This is a genomic window from Variovorax sp. 01N429 (genome assembly GCF_056399425.1).
The window spans coordinates 1-357 of record NZ_JBFTRG010000259.1 but is presented as its reverse complement, the minus strand read 5'-3'; the positions used below and the strand labels follow the sequence as shown (position 1 = coordinate 357).

Sequence of the window (357 nt, the reverse complement as noted above, 5' to 3'; positions counted from 1 at the left end):
GGTCCGGGCGGTCGGTGCGGCACACGTCCTCGGCCGTGTCGCAGCGTGCCGCGAACGCGCAGCCGCCCTTGAACGTGACCAGGTCCGGCGGGCTGCCCGCGATGGGGCTCGGCCGCATCGTCTTGGGCACGTCCAGCCGCGGCACGGCCGCCAGGAGCGCTTCGGTGTAGCGGTGCCGGCGGTGCACGAACAGGTCGTCGGTGGGGGAGTGCTCCACCATGCGGCCCGCGTACATCACGGCGATCTCGTCGGTGCGGCCGGCGACCACGCCGAGGTCGTGGCTGACCAGGATCATGCCCATGCCGCGGTCCTCCTGGATCTCCTCCAGGAGGTCCAGGATCTGCCGCTGCACGGTCA

1 protein-coding gene is annotated in these 357 nt (G+C 72.3%); it reads right to left on the bottom strand.

Annotated elements, in window-relative coordinates; translation table 11 throughout:
• Positions 1 to 357, bottom strand: a 357-nt coding sequence (locus AC1DSF_RS31520) for an oligopeptide/dipeptide ABC transporter ATP-binding protein (protein ID WP_478184235.1), incomplete at both ends; no start/stop codon positions are given.